The organism is Pseudomonas sp. CIP-10 (assembly GCF_020911845.1).
Lineage (GTDB): Bacteria > Pseudomonadota > Gammaproteobacteria > Pseudomonadales > Pseudomonadaceae > Aquipseudomonas > Aquipseudomonas alloputida.
This window is the reverse complement of sequence record NZ_CP087160.1, coordinates 1,080,415-1,095,012: the sequence shown is the minus strand read 5'-3', so window position 1 is coordinate 1,095,012 and position 14,598 is coordinate 1,080,415. Positions and strand designations below refer to the sequence as shown.

The window sequence follows — 14,598 nt, the reverse complement described above, 5'->3', positions numbered from 1 at the left end:
CAGCAAATGCAAATCTTTCGCATGATGTTGTAGTTTTGCGTGCCACGGCGCACGGTCCACCCCTTTGGTCCAACCACACGATGCAGGAAAACCAATAATGATTCGAATGCCTCTGGCCTCCGCCAGTCTGCTGGCCATTGCCATCGCCCTCGCCGGTTGCGGTGAAGGCAAGGACGAAAAAGCCGCCGCGCCGCAAGCCCAGGCACCTGCTGCTGCCACCACCGCTGTTGCGCCAGGGGCTGTTGACGAAGCCGCCGGCAAAGCCGTGGTCAAGCATTACACCGACATGGTCTACGCCGTGTACAGCGACTCGCTGAGCACTGCCAAGACACTGCAGAGCGCAGTCGACGCGTTCCTGGCCAAGCCCAACGACGAAACCCTGAAAGCCGCCAAGGAAGCCTGGTTCGCCGCGCGCGTACCGTACCTGCAGAGCGAAACCTTCCGCTTTGGCAACACCATCATCGACGACTGGGAAGGTCAGGTGAACGCCTGGCCCCTGGACGAAGGCCTGATCGACTACGTCGACAAGAGCTACGAGCACGCCTTGGGCAACCCGGGGGCCAGCGCCAACATCATCGCCAACACCGAGATCCAGGTGGGCGAAGAGAAGGTCGACGTCAAGGACATCACCCCCGAAAAACTGGCTAGCCTGAACGAGCTGGCTGGCTCCGAGGCCAACGTTGCCACGGGCTATCACGCCATCGAATTCCTGCTCTGGGGCCAGGACCTGAACGGCACCGGCCCTGGCGCTGGCAACCGCCCGGCATCCGACTACCTGGAAGGCCAGGGCGCCACCGGCGGCCACAACGACCGCCGCCGTGCCTACCTCAAAGCGGTTACCGACCTGCTGGTCACCGACCTCGAAGAGATGGTCGGCAACTGGGCACCGAACGTCGCCGACAACTACCGCGCCAAGCTGGAAGCCGAGCCTGTCAACGACGGCCTGCGCAAGATGCTGTTCGGCATGGGCAGCCTGTCGCTGGGCGAACTGGCTGGCGAGCGCATGAAAGTTTCGCTGGAAGCCAACTCGCCAGAAGACGAGCAAGACTGCTTCAGCGACAACACTCACTATTCGCACTTCTACGACGCCAAGGGCATCCGCAACGTCTACCTGGGCGAGTACACCCGCCCGGACGGCACCAAGCTGACCGGCCCTAGCCTGTCGTCGCTGGTCGCCAAGGTTGACCCGGCCGCCGATGCAGCCCTCAAGGCCGATCTGGAAGCCACCGAGGCCAAGCTTCAGGTGATCGTCGACCACGCCCTCAAAGGCGAGCACTACGACCAGCTGATCGCCGCCGACAACGCTGCCGGCAACCAGATCGTGCGTGACGCCATCGCCGCCCTGGTCAAGCAGACCGGCTCGATCGAGCAGGCCGCGGGCAAGCTGGGCATTGCCAACCTGAACCCGGACACTGCGGATCACGAGTTCTGATCCTGCTGTAGCGCTTCATCGAAAACGCCCGGCCTTGTGCCGGGCGTTTTCGTTTGCTGCCGGGTAAAACGCTTCCCGCTGCCTGGCGTGCACGCAGATGCTCATCCTGTAGGCCTTCGATCAAAGCTAACAGGAGGCACAGTGCTGCAGATTCTTGATGTCTGGGGCGAAGGCCGAATCGTCCAGCGCATGAATGGGGAAGACCTCATCACCGGATTCAACGATGCGTACAACCTGAACAAGGCTGGCCAGCTCATCTCCAACGGGCCGTTCGCTGGTGGGCACATTCCCAACCTCATTGTCGTATACGAATACGATGCTCCGGACTTTCCCCTCGACGACCATGCAGTCCCTCACGTGACGCTGATGGGCGCTCCGATCACCCGGCATGTGGCCGAGGAAATGTGCCGGGTAGTTGCCCGCCCCGGCAAGATCTACCTGTACGACCCCAACGAAACTGACCGCCGTATGTTCGAGGCAGTCGCCATTGACCAAGGGATGCAGCTGCTCGGTCGCTTTCATCCCGCCGAGCTCGACCCACCGTTCAACGAAATCACTTTGCTCGCGGCTTATGTCTATCGCGCCCCGACCAGCCCGTTGCCACGCCCGAAAACTGAACATTGAAAGGAAAACACTACATGGCCAACGTCACCTACTTGCGCTCCATCGCCAATAACACGCCTTATACCCTGACCCTGATCGACGGTGAAAACCGCAGCAACAGCCTGGCAGTCGGCGCCCAGCACGTCTGGAATGGCTCGCTGGCCATCCCGTGGATCGGCAGATCGACTGAGAACCACAAGGCCTTGCGCCTGATCCTCGGCCCGTCTGCCGACACCAGCATCTGGTTATTCCAGGATTACTGGCAACCTGCACACATGGACGCGGTCAAGTGCATTACCGCCTCCTCCATGGAATACACCAGCGAAGACGTCATCGAAGTCATCGGCGATAATCGCGGTGGCGGCAACAAGAACCTGATCGTCAACCTGGTCAACCGACACTTCATGCTCTATATGGCCTGAGCAACCGCGCTGGCAGCGATTTCATCAAGCAAACGCAAATTGCTCTTATTCAATGATCCTGGGCCTGCTAAGCTGCACGCCGGTTTTTCGCTCACGCCCAGGATTCTCGATGTCCTTGTCGCTGTCCCGACTCCTTCCCTTGCTGCTGGCCTTGGCCTTGGCCGCCTGTGACGACGCCCCGCGTTTCACTCACGCCGAGCCCGGCGAAGCGTTGTCGGGTGGCCAGGCGACCGTGCAGCGCAGCGACCGCAATGCCTATTCCCTGCCCTCAGCCAACCTCTCGCCAGCGCTGCGCCTGGACTTCGCCGTTGGCAACAGCTTCTTTCGCAACCCCTGGGTGATCGCGCCGTCAACCACCACCGCGCGTGATGGTCTGGGGCCGCTGTTCAATACCAACGCCTGTCAGAACTGCCACGTGCGCGATGGCCGTGGCCACCCGCCAGAGCCGGGCGACAGCAACGCGGTGGGTATGCTGGTACGCCTGTCGATCCCCGACCAACCCTACCTGGCCAAAGTGATCGAGCGCCTCGGCGTGGTGCCAGAACCTGTCTACGGTACCCAGTTGCAGGACATGGCCATTCCCGGCGTGGCGCCCGAAGGCAAGGTGCGGGTGAGCTACACCCGCGAAACCGTGTCATTCAAGGACGGCCACCAGGTCGAGCTGCGCAAGCCAGCCCTGCAAATCACCCAGCTCGGCTATGGAGTGATGCACCCCGACACGCGCTTTTCTGCGCGGGTGGCACCACCGATGATCGGCCTGGGCCTGCTTGAAGCGATCCCCGAAGCCGACCTGCTGGCCAACGAAGACCCGGACGACCGTAACCGCGATGGCATCCGCGGGCGGGCCAACCGTGTGTGGGACGACGCCCAGGGCAAAACAGTGATCGGCCGCTTCGGCTGGAAAGCCGGGCAGCCCAACGTCAACCAGCAGAACGTGCACGCCTTTGCCGGCGACATGGGCCTGACCAGCACCCTGCTGCCCAACGACGATTGCACTCCGGCACAAACCGACTGCCTGGCTGCGCCCAACGGCGACGGTGCCGATGGCGAGAAAGAAGTCAGCGACAACATCCTGCGCCTGGTCACGTTCTACACCCGCAACCTGGCGGTGCCGGCCCGCCGCGACGTCGGCTCGCCACAGGTGCTGGCGGGCAAGAACCTGTTCTACCAGGCGGGTTGCCAAGGTTGCCACACACCGCAGTTCACCACCGCCGCCGACGCCACCGAACCCGCATTGGCCAACCAGGTCATCCGCCCCTACAGCGACCTGCTGCTGCATGACATGGGCCCGGGGCTGGCCGACGAGCGCACCGAATTCGCCGCCAACGGCCAGGACTGGCGTACGCCGCCACTGTGGGGCATCGGCCTGAGCGAAACGGTCAGCGGCCATAGCCAGTTCCTGCATGACGGCCGCGCCCGCAACCTGCTTGAGGCCGTGCTGTGGCACGGTGGCGAAGCCGAGGCGGCACGCAATTTCGTACTCACTTTCGATGCCGAGCAGCGCGCTGCGTTGCTCGCGTTCCTGAACTCACTTTAAACGCGCAAAGGAGCCGGGCATGTTCCGACCCAAACTGTTGTTCACCAGCCTCGCCGCACTCGCCCTCGGTGCCTGCTCGCCACAAGACCCGCAAGCAGTGACCTCCGCCGCCATCGCCAACCAGGTGATCCTGCCTACCTACAGCCGCTGGGTCGAAGCCGACCGTACGCTGGCTGCCAGTGCCCTGGCCTATTGCGAAGGCAAGGAAAGCCTGGACAAAGCCCGCGCCGACTTCCTCAATGCACAAAAAGCCTGGGCCGAGCTGCAACCGCTACTGGTCGGCCCGCTGGCTGAAGGCAACCGCGCCTGGCAGGTCCAATTCTGGCCTGACAAGAAAAACCTGGTCGGCCGTCAGGTCGAGCAGCTGGTCAACGGCGACAAGCCGGTTGATGCTGAGGCTTTGGGCAAGTCCAGCGTAGTGGTACGTGGCTTGTCGGCCTATGAGTACATCCTGTTCGACAGCAAGCCGGACATCGCCACTGCCGAACAGAAAGCCCGCTACTGCCCGCTGCTGGTGGCCATCGGCGCACATCAGAAAGCCCTGGCAGAGGAGATTCTCAAAGGTTGGAACAGCACCGACGGCATGCTCTCGCAGTTGACCAAGTTCCCCAACCAGCGCTACGCCGACTCCCACGAGGCTATCGCCGATCTGCTGCGCGCCCAGGTGACCGCCCTGGACACCCTGAAGAAGAAGCTCGGCGCACCGATGGGCCGTCAGAGCAAGGGCATTCCGCAGCCGCTGCAGGCCGAGGCCTGGCGCAGCCACAACTCGATGAACAGCCTGCAGGCCAGCCTCAAGGCCGCCGAAGCTGTCTGGGTCGGGGTAGACAACAAGGGCCTGCGCGGCCTGTTGCCCAGCGATCAGAAAGCGCTGGTGGACAAGATCGACGCCGCCTACGCTACTTCGCTCAAGTTGCTTGCCGACAACCAGAAAACGCTCGGTGAGCTGCTGGCCGACGACGCCGGTCAGCAAACCCTCAACCAGATCTACGACAGCTTGAACGTCGTCCACCGCCTGCACGAAGGCGATCTTGCCAAGGCGCTGAACATCCAGCTGGGCTTCAATGCCAACGACGGTGACTGATCATGCTGCGACGCCAGGCACTCAAACTCGGTAGCGTATTGCTCAGTGCCCTCACCTTGGGCGGCTGGAGCCTGTTCCGCAACAAAGGCAGCGAACCCTTGCTGCTCTCGGCGCGTGACAACGGCAACGGCCAGCACTTTGCCGTAGGTTTTCGCCTGGACGGCACACAGGTGTTCAGCACCCAGGTCGCTCAGCGTTGCCATGCCATCATCCACCACCCCGAGCTGCCCATCGCCCTGTTCGTCGCCCGCCGCCCAGGCACCGAAAGCTACCTGATCGACCTGCGTGACGGGCGCCTGCTGCAAACAGTAACCTCGCAGCCGAACCGGCACTTCTATGGCCACGCCGTCGTACACAAAGGTGGCGAATGGCTGTATGCCACCGAGAACGACACCACCGACCCCGGGCGCGGTGTGCTTGGCGTGTACCGTTTCGAAGGCGAACGCCTGGTGCACACCGGTGAGATCCCGACCCACGGTATCGGCCCGCACGAGGTTGCCTGGCTGCCTGACGGTGAAACGCTGGTCGTGGCCAACGGCGGTATCCGTACCGAAGCCGAAAGCCGTGTCGAGATGAACCTCGACGCCATGCAACCGAGCCTGGTGCTGATGCAGCGCGACGGCACCCTGCTGAGCAAGGAAACCCTGACCCAGCAGATGAACAGCGTGCGACACCTGGCAGTGGCCAGCGATGGCACCATCGCCGCCTGCCAGCAGTTCATGGGCGATGCCGATGAAACTGCCGAGCTGCTGGCGATCAAGCGCCCGGGCGAGCCATTCAAGGCCTTCCCGGTGCCGGAGCGGCAACTGCAAGCCATGGCCCAATACACCGCAAGCGTTGCCATCCACAGCGAGCTGCGGCTGGTGGCGCTGACGGCACCGCGGGCCAACCGCCTGTTCGTCTGGGACCTGGACAGCGGCGCGGTGCGGCTGGATGCCCCGATGCCCGACTGCGCAGGCGTTGGCGCGGTGAAGGACGGCTTTGTCGTCACCTCCGGGCAGGGCCGCTGCCGGTTCTACGATTGCCGCAAGGCCGAACTGGTCGGGCAACCGATGAACCTGCCGTCCGGCTTCTGGGACAACCACCTGCATCTCGTCTGATTGTTCTGTTGCACTCACTGGCCTTCTCGCAGCTAAAGCCGATCCCACAGGGTTCTACACAGTCCCTGTAGGAGCGGCTTTAGCCGCGAAAAGGCCGGCACAGGCATTTCCCCCCCCCATCTCCGGAAAAACAGTCAATACTTCCCCCATCCACACGTGGGCAGGATCGCCCGTTGTCGTGTAGAAGCGAATAACAACTGCATCCAAGGAACCGGACCTATGCTGCGCCGCCGCATGCTCATCATGTTGGCCGTGGTTCTGCTGATCGTGCTGGCCCTGGGGGGTTACAAAGCCTTCTCGATCTACCAGCAGATCCAGATGTTCACTGCCCCCAAGCCCCCTATCACCGTGGCGGCTGCCATGGCTGAACAGCGCCCGTGGCAAGAGCGCCTGCCCGCTGTCGGCAGCCTCAAGGCGCTGCAGGGTGTGGATCTGAGCCTGGAGGTGGAAGGCATCGTCAAATCCCTGCACTTCGACTCAGGCCAGCAGGTCAAGGCCGGGCAACTGCTCTTGCAGCTCAATGACGATCAGGAAACAGCCCTGCTCGGTACCGCCCTGGCCGACCTGGGCCTGGCCAAGGTCGACTTCGGCCGTGGCAGCCAGCTGGTGGGCGATTCGGCCATCTCCCGCGGCGAGTTCGACCGCCTTTCCTCCCAGTACCGGCGCAACCAGGCAGTGGTCGAGCAGCTTAAGGCGCAGAAGATCAAGAAACGCATCAATGCACCTTTCAGCGGCACCATCGGCATCCGCCAGGTGGACATCGGCCAGTACCTGGCCGCCGGGGCTGTGATCGCCACCCTGCAAGACACGTCCAGCCTGTACGTAGACTTCAACGTGCCGGAACAGGCCCTGCCACGCCTGAGCCTGGGCCAGCAGGTGCTGGTGCAAGTGGCCGCCTACCCCGGCCAGCGCTTCCCCGCCAGCCTCAGCGCCATCAACCCCAAGGTCGAGGAAACCACGCGCAACCTGCTGGTACGCGCCACCATGGCCAACCCCGACGGCAAACTGCTGCCTGGCATGTTCGCCAGCCTGTTGATCCTGCTGCCCAACCCGCAGCCACAAGTGGTGGTGCCGGAAAGCGCCATTACCTACACCCTGTATGGCAACTCGGTGTATGTCGCCTCACCCAAAAAGGACAAGGACGGCAAGCCGGAGTACGACGACAAGGGCCAACCCCAGCTGGTCGCCGAACAGCGCACGGTAAAGACTGGCGAGCGCCGAGACGGCGTGGTTGTAGTCAGCGAAGGCCTGCAGGCCGGGGAACAGGTAGTCACCGCCGGGCAGCTGAAACTCACACCCGGTGCCGCGATACGCATTGGCCAGGACAACGCCCTCAAGCCCGAACCGGGCGCAGCGGCCAAGGACTGACAGGAGGCTGGCATGGCGTTCACCGACCCGTTCATTCGCCGCCCGGTGCTGGCCAGCGTGGTCAGCCTGCTGATTCTGCTGCTCGGCTTCCAAGCCTGGAACAAGCTGCAGATCCGCCAGTACCCGCAAATGGAAAACGCCCTGATCACGGTCACTACCGCCTACCCCGGGGCCAACGCCGAAACCATTCAGGGCTATATCACCCAGCCATTGCAGCAAAGCCTGGCCAGCGCCGAAGGCATTGACTACATGACCTCGGTGAGCCGGCAGAACTTCTCGGTCATTTCCATTTACGCGCGCGTTGGCGCCGACAGCGACCGGCTGTTCACCGAACTGCTGGCCAAGGCCAATGAGGTGCGTAACAAGCTTCCCCAGGACTCAGAAGACCCGGTACTGAGCAAGGAAGCTGCCGACGCCTCGGCACTGATGTACGTCAGCTTCTACAGCAAGGAAATGAGCAACCCGCAGATCACCGACTACCTGTCACGTGTGATCCAGCCCAAGCTGGCCACTTTGCCGGGCATGGCCGAGGCGGAGATCCTCGGCAACCAGGTGTTCGCCATGCGCCTTTGGCTGGACCCGGTGAAGCTGGCCGGCTTCGGCCTTTCGGCTACCGACGTGACCAATGCCGTACGCCGCTACAACTTCCTTTCCGCCGCTGGCGAGGTGAAAGGCGAATACGTGGTCACCAGCGTCAACGCCAGCACCGAGCTGAAGTCGGCCGAGGCATTCGCCGCCCTGCCGCTCAAGACCAGCGGTGACAGCCGCGTGCTGCTGGGCGATGTGGCGCGGGTCGAGATGGGCGCAGAAAACTACGACACGGTCAGCTCATTCGACGGTACCCCGTCGGTCTATATCGGCATCAAGGCCACCCCGGCCGCCAACCCACTGGATGTCATCAAGGAAGTGCGGCGCATCATGCCTGAGCTGGAAAGCCAGCTGCCCTCGGCATTGAAAGTGTCGATTGCCTACGACGCCACGCGGTTCATCCAGGCCTCGATCGACGAAGTGATCAAGACCTTGGGCGAAGCGGTGCTGATCGTCATCGTCGTGGTGTTCCTGTTCCTTGGCGCCCTGCGCTCGGTACTGATTCCGGTGGTGACCATACCGCTGTCGATGATCGGTGTACTGTTCTTCATGCAGATGATGGGCTACTCGCTCAACCTGCTGACCCTGCTCGCCATGGTGCTGGCCATCGGCCTGGTGGTGGACGATGCCATTGTGGTGGTGGAAAACATTCACCGGCACATGGAAGAAGGCAAGTCGCCGTTCGACGCAGCCCTGGAAGGCGCGCGCGAAATTGCCATGCCAGTGGTGTCCATGACCATCACCCTTGCTGCCGTGTATGCACCGATCGGCTTCCTCACCGGGCTCACCGGCGCGCTGTTCAAGGAGTTTGCCCTGACGCTGGCCGGGGCGGTGGTCATTTCCGGTATCGTTGCCCTGACGCTGTCACCAATGATGTGCGCCCTGCTGCTGCGCCGGGAGCAGAACCCGAGCGGCCTGGCCCACCGCCTCGACCAGCTGTTCGAACGCCTGAAAGGGCGCTACCAGCGCGTGCTGCATGCCACCCTCGACAGCCGGCCGGTGGTGCTGGTGTTTGCCGTGATCATCCTGTGCCTGATCCCGGTGCTGCTCAAATTCACCCAGAACGAACTGGCGCCCAACGAGGACCAGGGGGTGATTTTCATGATGAGCAGTTCGCCTCAACCGGCCAACCTCGACTACCTCAACGCCTACACCGACCAGTTCACACCGCTGTTCAAGGCCTTCCCCGAGTATTACTCGTCGTTTCAGATCAACGGCTTCAACGGCGTGCAGACTGGTATCGGTGGTTTTTTGCTCAAGCCCTGGAACGAGCGCGAACGCACACAGATGGAGCTACTGCCGCTGGTGCAGGCCAAACTCATGGAAATCAGCGGGCTGCAGATCTTCGGCTTCAACCTGCCGTCGTTGCCCGGCACTGGCGAGGGCTTGCCATTCCAGTTTGTGATCAATACCGCTGGCGACTACCCGGCACTGCTGGACGTGGCCCAGCGCATCAAGACGCGCGCTCAGGCATCGGGCAAGTTCGCCTTCCTCGATATCGATCTTGCCTTCGACAAGCCCGAAGTGGTGGTGGACATCGACCGGGCAAAGGCGGCGCAGATGGGGGTGTCGATGGACACCCTCGGCGGCACCCTGGCGACCCTGCTGGGCGAGGCGGAAATCAACCGCTTCACCCTTGAAGGCCGCAGTTACAAGGTGATCGCCCAGGTTGAACGGCCTTACCGCGACAACCCCGGCTGGCTGAACAACTACTACGTGAAGAACGAGCAGGGCCAGTTGTTGCCGCTGTCGACCCTGATCACCCTCACCGACCGCGCTCGCCCACGCCAGCTCAACCAGTTCCAGCAACTGAACGCTGCGATCATCCAGGGCGTCCCCATGGTCAGCCTGGGCGAGGCACTGAAGACCGTGCAGGACATCGCTCGCGAAGAGGCCCCGGAGGGCTTTGCTTTCGACTACGCCGGCGTGGCCCGCCAGTATGTGCAGGAAGGCAGCGCATTGTGGGTCACCTTCGGCCTGGCGCTGGCGATCATTTTCCTCGTGCTGGCTGCACAGTTCGAAAGCTTCCGCGACCCGTTGGTGATTCTGGTGACCGTGCCGTTGTCCATCTGTGGCGCGCTTTTGCCGCTGTTCCTGGGTGTGTCGAGCATGAACATCTACACCCAGGTCGGGCTGGTGACATTGATCGGGCTTATCAGCAAGCACGGAATCCTGATCGTCGAGTTCGCCAATCAGCTACGCGATGAGCGTGGCCTAAGTGTGCGCGAAGCGATCGAGGAAGCAGCGGCCATTCGCCTGCGGCCGGTGCTGATGACCACCGCGGCGATGGTGTTCGGCATGGTGCCGCTGATTCTGGCAACCGGGGCGGGAGCAGTAAGCCGGTTTGACATCGGTATGGTGATTGCCACCGGGATGTCGATTGGCACGCTGTTTACCTTGTTTGTGTTGCCGTGCATCTACACCCTGCTGGCACACAAGGCGAGCGCCAAGGCACCTGCAATCGCTTGAACCGACCTGTGGGGGCGGGCTTGCCCGCGAAGAGGCCGGCAACGCAGACGCAAAAAGCCAAAGGCCCCGCAATCGCGAGGCCTCTGGCTTTTTCAGCTAACGCAGGGTTCATCCAAATGGCCGCAACCCTTGACGCAGGCCAAACAGGAACAGCAAAAGGTCCTGGTCCGGCTCGCTCTGGGCCTGCTGCTGCGGTTTTGCATCCCGCGGCAACGCGCACTGGTCTGCCATCTCAGCCTTGCTGAACACCGTTGGCCTCGGCTCTTCCCAGGCAGCCACCGCCACGGTGGTCACCGCCAGGCCAGCTACCAGGAACAAAGCTCGAGCAATTTCTAGTTTCATTACTCTAACCCTTTGACAGCGCTGCCAAACGCCATCTTGTAAAAGTAGAGCAGTGTCTGCCATTCCGCGTCATTGAGCGACGAATGGCGGCGTAGCTGACGCAGGTCATTGCCGGCCGCACGCTGGCAGCTGATACGCCGCCTGCACTTTTCCAGATCCAGCAGCGCCACTTCGACGCGGGCCTGCTCGCCCTCGCCGATTACCTTGATAAATACGTGCTTGCCATACAGGCAGCCGTGCTGCCAGTGCCCCAGGTGCATCCGCGCCAGGTTGTCCGCCAGGTCCTTGAGCATGCGCTCATGCACCACCTGCGGGTAACGCTCGCGGGCACCTTCGGCATGCCAGGTGTCGAGTTCGACAAAACCGTCCAGCGCTTCGCTGACCAGCAGCGCGCGCCACTGGTGCTCGGCATCACGCTGTGCGCCACAGAAGACGATGCGCGGCACACGCACGCCCAACTGCTCGAAACTGTTCAGCGCATCGAGTTCACGCAACACGGTCGGCCGACCAAAAGGGTGCAACAGGCTGCGGTAGATATGCCCGACCTGGCGTTTGGCATACAACAGCTTGCCATCGGCATCGTTAAGGCGTTGCACGCCACTCTCGCCGCCGCGGCGCTGGTTAGGCTCCTCGACCCACTCGCCTTGCTGGCGCCAGTAAAAATCGAACTGCGCTTCCCCTTTATGGGCTACAGCCATCAAACACTACCCCTTACGCAATACATAGACCCGCCACATGGCATAGAACGGCAAAAAGTCCAGGCGTTCCTGGATTCTGAAGCCGGCGGCCCTGAATTCTTCTTCAACCGTTTCGGCAGGTAACACGAAACGGTTCTGGTAATTATCCTGTTCGGCCTTGGCGCTACGGCGCTGCTCCAGCTTTTTCCGGCGCCAGGCCTTGAAGTTGCCATCCACCCACAGTGACAGGATCACGCTATCACGGCTAACCCGTTGAAATTCCGAAAGAATGGTCTTTCTGTGCGCCGACTCGCCAATGTGATGGAACAGGCGCATGCAGAAAATGCTGTCCACGGCGTTATCTGGCAGGTCGATGGCAAATGCCGAAGTCTGCAAAGGCCGTACCCGTGCCACCACTTCTGGCGGTTGCGCCGCACAGGCGGTCTCGATCATGGCCTCGGAGTTGTCGGCACCGATGATTACCCGATTGGGCTTTTCCGCCAACAGCGGCCAGAAACGGCCCGCTCCGCATGGCAGGTCCAGTACCAAACCAGGCTCGCCCGCCAATGCCAGGGCGCGGCGCGCCAACTGCTCATCTCGCTTGTGGGAAAGGCGTCGCGCCAGGCCGTCCTGGTGCTTGAGAAGGTACTCGCGCGCATGGTCTTTGTCGTACTTCTCGGAAAATTCAAGCTTGATGGGGCTACGCATTGGACATCTCCTGACTCCATTGCGCCCACATTAGGTATGCAAGCGTTGGAATCAGGTCATGCCAATGTGAAAAAAACGTTGAACACCATTTGACCTGATACAAGACATTACTCGGCCAGGGCGTCCGGGTCGCCTTTGGCCACGGTGTTGCTCAGGTCCACCTGGAAGCGGCAGCCATGCGGCAAGGTGGATGTCAGGGTGACACGCCAACCCTGGTCGTCACAGATCCGCTGCACCAGCGAAAGCCCTAGCCCCAGGCCCTCGCCACGCCGTTCATCGCCGCGCACGAACGGCCTGAACATGGCCTCACGCTGCTCTTCGGGGATACCCACGCCGCTGTCCTCTACGCTGAAACCGTTGGCTTCCAGGCTCAGGCGGATATACCCACTGTCGGTGTAGTGCGCCGCATTGCGCAGCAGGTTGCCCATCACCGACTGCAGGAAGGTGGCGTTGTACAGCACAGAGCTAGCGCTCACGCGGCCATCGAAATACAGGGTGAGGCCTTTCTGTTCGATGGTGTCGCGCCACACCCCGATGAGCTCGTCGGCCACTTCGCGCAGGGTCGCCCGTGACGCCACTGCCCCCTCATCACGCTGCGCGCGGGCCAACATAAGGAAGGTCTTGACCAGCTCGCGCATTTCTTCGGTGGCCCGCGCCACGCGCTCCACCTGGCTACGCGCACGGGCATCGAGGCCGGGGTTTTCCATCAGAAGCTCACACGAGGTCGCCAACACCATCAACGGCGTGCGCAGCTCGTGGCTGACGTCGCTGGTGAACAGCCGCTCGCGGGTCAGCGCATCACGCAGGCGGCCCAGGGTGTCGTCGAAAGCCACCGCAAGCTGGCCGACTTCGTCCGCCGCATAATCCGGAGCCAGCGGCGGGGCCAGGCCCAGTAGTTGATCGCGGTGGCGCACCTGACGCGCCAGGCGGATGACCGGTGCCATTACCCGACGTGCAACCAGCCAGCCAAGGATGACCGCCAACACCAGGCTGAGCACGAAGCCCACCACAACCACGGCAAACAGTACGCGCTCGCGCTCCTCGAAGTCGCTCTGGTCCTGCAGCAGTACATAACGGCGACCATCGACGATCTCAACCATGGCGTGGTAGGACAGCTGGTCTCGGAACACTTCGTGGAAACCGCGGTCGAGGTGCCGCAGGTCCTTGGGCAGCTCGAAGTCGTCACGCCCGCCGCTGAAATAGAACAGCTGGTCTGGGCGAGGCCGATGACTCCAGTCACTGACGCTGTCCATACGCAGCAGGCGCTGCAGGTCACCGCCCAGTACCGAGGAAATCAGTCGCTCTTCGACCAGGTGCACCGTGCCAACGATACCGAATGCGAAGGCCCCGGCCACCAGCGCACTCATCAGGGCAAAGGCGATGATGATGCGCTGGGCAAGGCTTTGCTTAAACTCCATCGCGGCCCTCGGCGAGGCGATAGCCGACGCCATGGACGGTATGCAGCAACGGTTTTTCAAACGGTTTGTCGATCACCTGGCGCAACTGATGCACATGGCTGCGCAGGCTGTCGCTATCGGGGCAGTCATCGCCCCACAAGGCTTCTTCCAGCACCTCGCGGCGCAGTACGTGCGGGCTTTTCTGCATCAGTACCGCCAGCAGCTTGAGGCCGACCGGGTTAAGCTTCAGCAGGCGCCCCTGGCGGGTTACCTCAAGGGTATCGAGGTCGTAGCTCAGGTCAGCCACCTGGAGGGTGCGGCGCCCACCGCCCTGGGCACGGCGCAGCACCGCTTCGATGCGCGCCGCCAGCTCCGACAGGGCAAATGGCTTGAGCAGGTAGTCGTCAGCCCCAGAGCGGAAGCCCTGCAGGCGGTCGTCCAGCTGGTCACGGGCAGTGAGCATGATCACCGGCGTGTCACGGCGGGCATCTTCACGCAAGCGCTTGCACAGGGTGTAGCCATCGATGCCTGGCAGCATGATGTCGAGTACGATCAGGTCGTAGTGTTCGGTGGCGGCCAAATGCAGCCCGGACAGGCCATCCTGGGCACAGTCGACGGTGTAGCCTTTCATGCCCAGGTAATCGGCCAGGTTGGCCAGAATATCGCGGTTGTCTTCAACCAAAAGAATGCGCATCGGTTTCTCCTGTGCGGCGCTCTTCGCTGTGGTGCGCGGCAGGCGCAGCTTAAGGCCTATGCCTGCACGGTGCCAGCCCTAGGGAAAATTCACCGCACTTGACGGTTTTTTCACTGATCCTTCACGGACACAGGATAGCGGGCGGCCGACAATACCCGATCTTTTTCGCGCCCTGGA

General features: G+C 62.3%; 13 protein-coding genes. 8 read left to right on the top strand and 5 right to left on the bottom strand.

Features of this window, described 5'->3' with window-relative positions:
* The first annotated feature begins 97 nt into the window (after nucleotides 1–97).
* The 8 genes from LMH93_RS04915 to LMH93_RS04880 all read left to right on the top strand — a co-directional run bounded on the left by LMH93_RS04915 (nucleotide 98) and on the right by LMH93_RS04880 (nucleotide 10,603).
* Nucleotides 98–1,432 (top strand): imelysin family protein, encoded by a 1,335-nt coding sequence (locus LMH93_RS04915; RefSeq protein WP_003255194.1) that lies wholly within the window; start codon nucleotides 98–100, stop codon nucleotides 1,430–1,432.
* Nucleotides 1,433–1,573: 141 nt separating this feature from the next.
* On the top strand, nucleotides 1,574–2,056 hold the full coding sequence (locus LMH93_RS04910) for a hypothetical protein (protein WP_003255196.1): 483 nt from the start codon (nucleotides 1,574–1,576) through the stop codon (nucleotides 2,054–2,056).
* 14 nt (nucleotides 2,057–2,070) lie between these two features.
* Nucleotides 2,071–2,457: a hypothetical protein gene (locus LMH93_RS04905; protein WP_003255197.1), complete on the top strand. Its 387-nt coding sequence runs from the start codon at nucleotides 2,071–2,073 to the stop codon at nucleotides 2,455–2,457.
* 109 nt (nucleotides 2,458–2,566) lie between these two features.
* Complete coding sequence (locus LMH93_RS04900; protein WP_143495763.1) at nucleotides 2,567–3,994, top strand: di-heme oxidoreductase family protein; 1,428 nt, start codon at nucleotides 2,567–2,569, stop codon at nucleotides 3,992–3,994.
* A 19-nt stretch (nucleotides 3,995–4,013) separates the two neighbouring features.
* Nucleotides 4,014–5,078, top strand: a complete 1,065-nt coding sequence (locus LMH93_RS04895; RefSeq protein WP_004574445.1) for an imelysin family protein — start codon at nucleotides 4,014–4,016, stop codon at nucleotides 5,076–5,078.
* A 2-nt stretch (nucleotides 5,079–5,080) separates the two neighbouring features.
* Nucleotides 5,081–6,178, top strand: coding sequence for a DUF1513 domain-containing protein (locus LMH93_RS04890; protein WP_004574444.1), 1,098 nt, complete (start codon nucleotides 5,081–5,083; stop codon nucleotides 6,176–6,178).
* A gap of 219 nt (nucleotides 6,179–6,397) precedes the next feature.
* Entirely contained in the window at nucleotides 6,398–7,546 is a 1,149-nt protein-coding gene (locus LMH93_RS04885) for an efflux RND transporter periplasmic adaptor subunit (RefSeq protein WP_003255202.1), read from the top strand.
* A gap of 12 nt (nucleotides 7,547–7,558) precedes the next feature.
* Nucleotides 7,559–10,603: a multidrug efflux RND transporter permease subunit gene (locus tag LMH93_RS04880; RefSeq protein WP_230064876.1), complete on the top strand. Its 3,045-nt coding sequence runs from the start codon at nucleotides 7,559–7,561 to the stop codon at nucleotides 10,601–10,603.
* 108 nt (nucleotides 10,604–10,711) lie between these two features.
* Here LMH93_RS04880 and LMH93_RS04875 read toward each other — a convergent pair whose 3' ends face one another.
* The 5 genes from LMH93_RS04875 to colR all read right to left on the bottom strand — a co-directional run bounded on the left by LMH93_RS04875 (nucleotide 10,712) and on the right by colR (nucleotide 14,421).
* Nucleotides 10,712–10,945 (bottom strand): hypothetical protein, encoded by a 234-nt coding sequence (locus LMH93_RS04875; RefSeq protein WP_003255207.1) that lies wholly within the window; start codon nucleotides 10,943–10,945, stop codon nucleotides 10,712–10,714.
* Entirely contained in the window at nucleotides 10,945–11,643 is a 699-nt protein-coding gene (locus LMH93_RS04870) for a lipopolysaccharide kinase InaA family protein (RefSeq protein WP_004574440.1), read from the bottom strand. Before LMH93_RS04870 ends, LMH93_RS04875 begins: the two co-directional genes overlap by 1 nt.
* A gap of 6 nt (nucleotides 11,644–11,649) precedes the next feature.
* Nucleotides 11,650–12,330 carry a class I SAM-dependent methyltransferase gene (locus tag LMH93_RS04865; protein WP_230064875.1) on the bottom strand — a complete coding sequence of 227 codons (681 nt, stop codon included), beginning with the start codon at nucleotides 12,328–12,330 and terminating at the stop codon, nucleotides 11,650–11,652.
* Between the two features lie 107 nt (nucleotides 12,331–12,437).
* A complete protein-coding gene (locus tag LMH93_RS04860; protein ID WP_108078513.1) occupies nucleotides 12,438–13,748 on the bottom strand; it encodes a sensor histidine kinase in 1,311 nt (436 codons plus the stop codon).
* On the bottom strand, nucleotides 13,738–14,421 hold the full coding sequence (gene colR / locus LMH93_RS04855) for a two-component system response regulator ColR (protein WP_003255215.1): 684 nt from the start codon (nucleotides 14,419–14,421) through the stop codon (nucleotides 13,738–13,740). The genes LMH93_RS04860 and colR overlap by 11 nt, the downstream gene beginning before the upstream one ends.
* Nucleotides 14,422–14,598 lie beyond the last annotated feature (177 nt).

Excerpts from the sequence above, each read along its gene's own strand:
- LMH93_RS04890 (WP_004574444.1), top strand. The coding sequence starts at position 5,081 with ATGCTGCGACGCCAGGCACTCAAACTCGGTAGCGTATTGCTCAGTGCC.
- LMH93_RS04905 (WP_003255197.1), top strand. The coding sequence starts at position 2,071 with ATGGCCAACGTCACCTACTTGCGCTCCATCGCCAATAACACGCCTTAT.
- LMH93_RS04875 (WP_003255207.1), bottom strand. The coding sequence starts at position 10,945 with ATGAAACTAGAAATTGCTCGAGCTTTGTTCCTGGTAGCTGGCCTGGCG.
- LMH93_RS04915 (WP_003255194.1), top strand. The coding sequence starts at position 98 with ATGATTCGAATGCCTCTGGCCTCCGCCAGTCTGCTGGCCATTGCCATC.
- LMH93_RS04870 (WP_004574440.1), bottom strand. The coding sequence starts at position 11,643 with ATGGCTGTAGCCCATAAAGGGGAAGCGCAGTTCGATTTTTACTGGCGC.
- LMH93_RS04860 (WP_108078513.1), bottom strand. The coding sequence starts at position 13,748 with ATGGAGTTTAAGCAAAGCCTTGCCCAGCGCATCATCATCGCCTTTGCC.
- LMH93_RS04885 (WP_003255202.1), top strand. The coding sequence starts at position 6,398 with ATGCTGCGCCGCCGCATGCTCATCATGTTGGCCGTGGTTCTGCTGATC.
- LMH93_RS04895 (WP_004574445.1), top strand. The coding sequence starts at position 4,014 with ATGTTCCGACCCAAACTGTTGTTCACCAGCCTCGCCGCACTCGCCCTC.
- colR (WP_003255215.1), bottom strand. The coding sequence starts at position 14,421 with ATGCGCATTCTTTTGGTTGAAGACAACCGCGATATTCTGGCCAACCTG.
- LMH93_RS04900 (WP_143495763.1), top strand. The coding sequence starts at position 2,567 with ATGTCCTTGTCGCTGTCCCGACTCCTTCCCTTGCTGCTGGCCTTGGCC.
- LMH93_RS04880 (WP_230064876.1), top strand. The coding sequence starts at position 7,559 with ATGGCGTTCACCGACCCGTTCATTCGCCGCCCGGTGCTGGCCAGCGTG.
- LMH93_RS04865 (WP_230064875.1), bottom strand. The coding sequence starts at position 12,330 with ATGCGTAGCCCCATCAAGCTTGAATTTTCCGAGAAGTACGACAAAGAC.